General features: G+C 63.7%; 5 protein-coding genes. 4 read left to right on the top strand and 1 reads right to left on the bottom strand.

The features are described from left to right. The first annotated feature begins 143 nt into the window (after positions 1–143). Positions 144–1,226, top strand: a complete 1,083-nt coding sequence (locus AC3WJM_RS00960; RefSeq protein WP_059388327.1) for an ABC transporter ATP-binding protein — start codon at positions 144–146, stop codon at positions 1,224–1,226. Between the two features lie 89 nt (positions 1,227–1,315). Then, a complete protein-coding gene (locus AC3WJM_RS00965) occupies positions 1,316–2,725 on the top strand; it encodes a DUF4032 domain-containing protein (RefSeq protein ID WP_307055248.1) in 1,410 nt (469 codons plus the stop codon). A 9-nt stretch (positions 2,726–2,734) separates the two neighbouring features. Here the strand turns inward: AC3WJM_RS00965 and AC3WJM_RS00970 are convergent, their stop codons facing one another. Further along, positions 2,735–3,406 carry a GntR family transcriptional regulator gene (locus AC3WJM_RS00970; protein ID WP_284988877.1) on the bottom strand — a complete coding sequence of 224 codons (672 nt, stop codon included), beginning with the start codon at positions 3,404–3,406 and terminating at the stop codon, positions 2,735–2,737. Between the two features lie 173 nt (positions 3,407–3,579). On the opposite strand from AC3WJM_RS00970, the gene AC3WJM_RS00975 reads away from it, so the two are divergent. Next, the gene (locus tag AC3WJM_RS00975; RefSeq protein WP_492271016.1) at positions 3,580–4,623 is read left to right on the top strand and encodes an ABC transporter permease; all 1,044 of its coding nucleotides are present in this window, start codon (positions 3,580–3,582) and stop codon (positions 4,621–4,623) included. Between the two features lie 42 nt (positions 4,624–4,665). After that, positions 4,666–6,387: an ABC transporter substrate-binding protein gene (locus AC3WJM_RS00980; protein ID WP_492271017.1), complete on the top strand. Its 1,722-nt coding sequence runs from the start codon at positions 4,666–4,668 to the stop codon at positions 6,385–6,387. Positions 6,388–6,460: the final 73 nt, after the last annotated feature.

Below are 6,460 nucleotides of genomic sequence, written 5' to 3' on the forward strand. Positions count from 1 at the left end.
TGATGTGGCGCACAACTACCGTGCGGCGTCACTCAGTCTCCCTTGCCCGGGCCCAGCCCAGGGCGGGGAGTCCAACTGAATAAACATGAACCATTCACAACGGATCGTCCGGCACGTACCTGCCGGTGAAGGGATTGATAACTGTGGCAACAGTTACTTTTGATAACGCTACGCGTCTGTACCCGGGCACAGATAAGCCCGCCGTCGATAAGCTCAACATCGACATCGCCGATGGCGAATTCCTGGTCCTCGTTGGACCCTCCGGTTGCGGTAAGTCCACCTCCCTGCGCATGCTCGCAGGCCTCGAGGATGTGAACTCCGGCCGCATTCTGATCGGCGACCGCGACGTCACGGACGTCCCGCCGAAAGACCGCGACATCGCAATGGTCTTCCAGAACTATGCTCTGTACCCGCACATGACCGTTGCGGACAACATGGGCTTCGCACTCAAGATCGCCGGCGTTTCCAAGGAAGAGCGTGCCGAGCGTGTCCGCGAAGCAGCCAAGCTTCTTGACCTTGAGCAGTACCTGGACCGCAAGCCGAAGGCCCTCTCCGGTGGCCAGCGTCAGCGTGTTGCCATGGGCCGCGCAATCGTCCGTAACCCGCAGGTCTTCCTCATGGATGAGCCGCTTTCCAACTTGGACGCCAAGCTCCGCGTGCAGACCCGCACGCAGATCGCATCCCTGACCCGCCGACTCGGCGTCACCACCGTCTACGTGACCCACGACCAGGTCGAGGCCATGACCATGGGTGACCGCGTTGCCGTCCTCAAGGACGGACTGCTGCAGCAGGTGGACACCCCGCGCAACCTGTACGACCGCCCGAAGAACGTCTTCGTGGCCGGATTCATCGGTTCCCCCGCCATGAACCTGCTGGAACTGCCGGTCGTCGACGGCGGCGTCCAGTTCGGTGGCACGGTTTACCCGGTACCGCACGATGTCCTCGAAGAGGCACACGGCAAGACCGTCACGCTCGGTTCCCGTCCGGAAGACCTCGAGACCGTTGGCGCCGGCGAGGGCCTCGAAGTTGAGGTCGACGTCGTCGAAGAGCTCGGCGCCGATGCCTACGTCTACGGCCACACCACGCTTGACGGCAAGAGCCACGACATCGTGGCCCGCGTCGACGGCCGCCGTCCCCCGATGAAGGGCGAGTCCATCTTCGTCCGTCCGCAGTCGGGCCACGTGCACTTGTTCGACACCAAGTCGGGCCTGCGCCTGGGCGACTGACACCCACACCGCATTACCGACGGCGGCCCTTCCGAGTGGACGGGCCGCCGTCGTCGTTAACAATAGCCTCCATACGGAAGAATTGACCCATGACCGAGCAAAGCGGTGCCAAGTGGCATGACGAACCCACCGACTACGCGCAGATCGGCAAACTCCCGCGCACCGAGGCTGCGAGCGCCAATGACGCGGCACCGCCGGCAAGTGTCATCGGATCCCTCAACATCACCGCAGCGGCGGCGGATCCCGAGCTCCTGGACCTCCCCTGGCACATCGCACTCGAAGACTGGCCCGCGGCGAATCTGGCCGCCCTGCCCCGCGGCATCTCCCGGCACATCGTGCGTTTTGCGCACCTGGCCGGCTCCGTCATCGCCATCAAGGAAACGTCCGAGCACGTTGCCCGGCACGAATACCACATGCTCCGCAAGCTGGCACGGATGGATGTGCCTTGCGTCGAGCCGGTCGCGGTCATCACCGGCCGCACCACCGTTGACGGCAAGCCACTGAACCCGGTGCTGGTCACCCGGCACCTCAAGTTCTCCATGCCGTACCGTGCGCTCTTCTCACAGATGCTTCGCCGGGACACCCTGACACGGCTTATCGACGCCCAAGCGCTGCTGCTGGTGCGCCTGCACCTGATCGGCTTTTATTGGGGCGACGTTTCCCTCTCCAACACCTTGTTCCGACGCGACGCCGGGGCGTTCGCCGCGTACTTGGTGGACGCCGAGACCGGCGAGCTGTACCCGGATCTGTCGGTGGGCCAGCGCGAGTACGATCTGGAGATTGCCCGGGTCAACATCGCCGGGGAACTCATGGACTTGCTCGAAGGCGGGCTGATCGAGGAGAAGGTGGACCCGGTAGCGACGTCGGAGCTCATCATGGACTCGTACCGGCGGCTATGGGCCGAACTCACCGAAAAGGAATCGTTCGAGCTCGGCGAACGCTGGCGCGTGGGCGCGCGCATCCGCCGCCTCAACGAACTCGGCTTCGACGTCGAGGAATACGCCATCAAGACCACCGCGGACGGATCCACCATCCAGCTTCAGCCCAAGGTGGTCGACGCCGGCCACCACCAACGGCGGCTGCTCCGCCTCACCGGCCTGGACGCCCAGGAGAACCAGGCCCGGCGGTTGCTCAATGACATGGATTCATTCCGGGCGGACAACAACCCGGACATGGACGAAGAAATCAGTGCCCACACCTGGGTCAGCCAGATCTTCGAGCCGATCGTCCGTTCCATCCCGCGCGACCTCGCAGGCAAGCTTGAGCCGGCAGAAGTGGTCCACGAAGTCCTCGAACACCGCTGGTACATGAGCCAGAAGCAGGACAGCCACATCCCCTTGGCGGAAGCCGTGCAGTCTTATCTGGACACCATCCTGCGCCACCGGCGTGACGAGGCTGCCATCATGCTCAATCCGGACACGGCGATGCTCAAGATCCTGGAAGCCGAAACCGAGGAATCCCGGTACGACGAGGACGAATACCCGGATTCCGACGACTAACGCAGGGGTTTAGGGCTCCAGCGTCTCCGCGAGTCCCTTGAGCACGGGTTCACGCCCGAGCTCGATGTGGGAGTACGCCAGCGTGTAGGCGAGCTCGGCCTTGCCGCCAAGGATGGCGTTGCACAGTTCCATGTGCTCGTCGCGCTGGAGTTCGTTGCTGCGGTTGTGGGCGAGCCCGAAGATCCAGCGCATGCGTCCAAACAACGGCTTGACCGACTCGATGAGCAGCCGGTTGCCGGACAGCCGGACGATTTCGGCGTGGAACGCCGCACTGAGGCGCACGACGTCGTCGGTCCGGTCGTCGTCGATCGCTTGCCTCGTGTCGTCGAGGAGTTCCTGCAAACGACCACCCGGTTCGCCCGCGGCGACGCGGATGGCCGCCATGCGGGCGGCGAACGTTTCCAGGCACAGCCGCACATCGAAGAGTTCATTGACGTCGGTGAGCGTCAATTGGCGCACCACGGCGCCCCGGCGCGGGAAGGTTTCCACGAAGCCATCCTGCTCAAGGCGTTGGATGGCCTCCCGCACAGGGATTCGTGAAACGTTATAGAGCTCGGAGAGCTCCCGTTCACGCAGCCGCGCGCCCTGTTCGTATCTCCCCGCCACGATTCCCTCAAGGACCAGCTGGTAGACCTGTTCGGCCCGGGCTTCGTCGTCGCGGCCAGTCAGCGTTTCGGGCATCGGCGTCGGCCACCCTTCCCTTCCCCGTCGTCTTACATTCCACCCGAGCATACACGGGAGGAAACAGAGCTGTTTGGTATTCCAGATAGTGCAATATTTGTGATTTACATCCCATCGAACCTGCTCTAGTCTATTTTTGGTATACAAAAAGTCCGGAGCCCACTCCTTGGATCATGAATCGAGCACCCCCGTTGACCCAGCTACAGTCCACCGCCGAAGCTACGGCTGAGAGTCCATCCCCCAGCACGTCCCCAAGCAGACCCACTGCCGAGGCGCGGTCGCTCCTGGCGACGGCCTGGCTGCGGATCCGCCGGAGCAAGATTGCCCTGTTGAGCCTCTGCGTGGTGGCGGCCATCATGTTGTTCGCCATCCTCGGCCCGCTGCTTAGTGCCATGTCCGGCAACGATCCCTTCACGTCCAACACCAGCCCCGATGTCCTGGACGACCTCCAGACTCCCGGGTTGCCGCTCCCCGGATACATGTACCCTTCGCCCGGCCACTGGCTGGGCGTGGAACCCGGACTGGGCCGTGACCTGTTTGCCCGCCTCGCCTATGGTGGCCAGGTATCCCTCACCATTGCCCTGCTGTCCACTGCGGTCTCGGTGGTCCTGGGAACCGTGATCGGTGCGGCCGCGGGCTACTTCGGCGGCAAAACGGACGCCATCATCAGCCGGATCATGGATCTCTTCCTCGCTTTTCCGCACCTCCTGCTGGTCCTTTCACTGACCCCCATCCTGCAGTCACGGCTGCGGGACACCGCGCTGGGCCAGGGCAGCTTCCTGCCCATGGCTTCGCTCGTCATCATCCTGGGCTTCTTCGGCTGGGCATACCTCGCCCGTATTGTCCGCGGCCAAGTACTGAGCCTCCGCGAGCGCGAGTTCGTCGAGGCCGCGCGGTCCTTCGGCGCCTCGCACCTGAGCGTGTTGTTCCGGCAGATCATTCCCAACGTCATGGGAGTCGTACTGGTCTACGCCACCATGCTCATCCCCACGAACATCTCCGCAGAAGCGGCACTGTCCTTCCTCGGCGTCGGCGTCAAGGACCCCACGCCGTCGTGGGGCCAGATACTCAACGCCGCCCAATCCGGCAACTGGTACCTCAGCGACCCCTGGTTCCTGGCAGTCCCCGGCGCCATGCTCATCGTCACGGTCCTGGCGTTCAACCTGCTCGGCGACGCCGTGCGGGATGCCCTGGACCCCAAGGCATCCCGCCACTAATCCCCCTTCAAATCCGTTCCACCCACCCAAATGAGGAGCACAATGAATACCCCCACCAGAGCGCTGGCCCTTGCCGTGCTGATCGCCACCGCCGCCACAGGCTGCGCGGCGGGACAGAACCAGCCCGGAACTGCCGCCTCCGGCGCTTCCAGCACCGAGCAGGCTCCCGAAGTGGTCAAGTCCGGTTTCACCACCAAGGGCGGCAACATCAACGTCCTGATGTCCTCGGACTTCCAAACCCTGGACCCGGGCAACAGCAACTACGTCCAGACGGCCAACGTCGGCCAGCTGTACTACAGGAACCTCACCATGGCGAAGGAGACGGCCGGACAGCCGCCCACCATCGTTCCGGACCTCGCCACGGACACGGGCCAGGTGTCCAAAGACGGACTCACCTGGACATTCACCCTCCAGAAGGGCGTCAAGTTCGAAGACGGCCGCCCCATCACCTCCGCCGACGTCAAGTACGGCATCGAACGCACCTTCGCCCAGGACGTCTACACCCAGGCCCCGCAGGAGCTCAACGCAGCGCTCGACGCCGGCGGCTACAAGGGGCCGTACAAGGATCCTTCCGCTGACCTCAAGGCCGTTGAAACTCCGGACGAGCGCACCGTCGTCTTCCACTTGAAGAAGCCATTCGCCGAATTCCCGGCGCTGGCCTCCCGTTCCAACACTTCGCCTGTCCCGAAGGACAAGGACACCAAGCTGGACTACACCAACCACCCGGTGTCTACAGGCCCGTACATGGTTGATTCGTACAGTCGCGGAAAGTCGCTCAAACTGGTCCGCAACCCGAACTGGGATCCGTCCACCGATCCCAACCGCACGGCACTTCCGGACACCTTCAGCTTCTCGCTCTCCACTTCGCAGGCCACAATCAGCCAGCAGCTCCTGGCCAACTCCGATCCCAATGCCCTCACGTTGGACTCCAACGGTGCACTGCAGACCTCGGATTCCGCCAAGCTCGCTGATGCCCAGGTCAAGGACCGCGTTGCATCGGGACTGCTCGGCTGCAACGACGTCCTCAGCCTCAACACCGAGAAGATCTCCGATCCCGATGTCCGCAAGGCCATCGCCCTGGCCCTGGACCGCCAGTCCATCCTGGTCCGGTACGGCGGACGCCGCTTCGGCGAACTCACCCAGACCCCGCTCAACGCCAAGATGCGCGGCTACGTAGCCCAGGACCTGGAGATCGACCCCACCGGCAAGCCCAAGCTGGAGGAAGCCAAGAAGCTCCTCGAAGGCAAGAACTACCCCAAGACCCTCACCTACGGGTACGCCAACAACCGCGACGCCTATAACACGGGCACCGTGATCCAGCAAAACCTCAAGGCCCTGGGCATCGACGTCCAGCTCGTGCCGATCCCGGCCCCGAACTACTACTCCGTCCTGGCCAGTGACCAGCTGCCGGACATTGCGCGCTCGGGCTGGTGCGGTGGCGCCGACCCTGCGTCGGTGCGTACGTCCGCCGATCCCATCCTCGGACCGAACAACGACGGCACCAGCTACGGCTTCTCCAACACGTCGCGCTACTTCGATCCGCAGATTTCGAAAGCCATGTTCGAGCTCCGGAACACTTCCGGGACCTCGGAGGAACTCGGCAAGAAATGGTCTGAGGAGTTCGGCAAGGCCCTGAAGACCTACCCGATCATCCCGCTCGTCCGCAGCCACACCAACAGCGTGGTTGGCTCCAATATCCGCAACGCCCAAGTGGGCTACTTCTTCGGCGGCATCGACCTCTCGATCGTCGGCGTCGAGCACTAACCAGGCCAAATACACACAACCGGGCCTGTTCACACCAATCAGGCCAGCCCAGAAGGGAGGCGGGGGGGGGGGG

The organism is Arthrobacter sp. FW306-1B-G06A, from assembly GCF_058781765.1.

What these genes read in the sequence shown, in the direction of transcription:
- AC3WJM_RS00965 (WP_307055248.1), top strand. Translation starts at nt 1,316, where the DNA reads ATGACCGAGCAAAGCGGTGCCAAGTGGCATGACGAACCCACCGACTAC.
- AC3WJM_RS00970 (WP_284988877.1), bottom strand. Translation starts at nt 3,406, where the DNA reads ATGCCCGAAACGCTGACTGGCCGCGACGACGAAGCCCGGGCCGAACAG.
- AC3WJM_RS00975 (WP_492271016.1), top strand. Translation starts at nt 3,580, where the DNA reads ATGAATCGAGCACCCCCGTTGACCCAGCTACAGTCCACCGCCGAAGCT.
- AC3WJM_RS00980 (WP_492271017.1), top strand. Translation starts at nt 4,666, where the DNA reads ATGAATACCCCCACCAGAGCGCTGGCCCTTGCCGTGCTGATCGCCACC.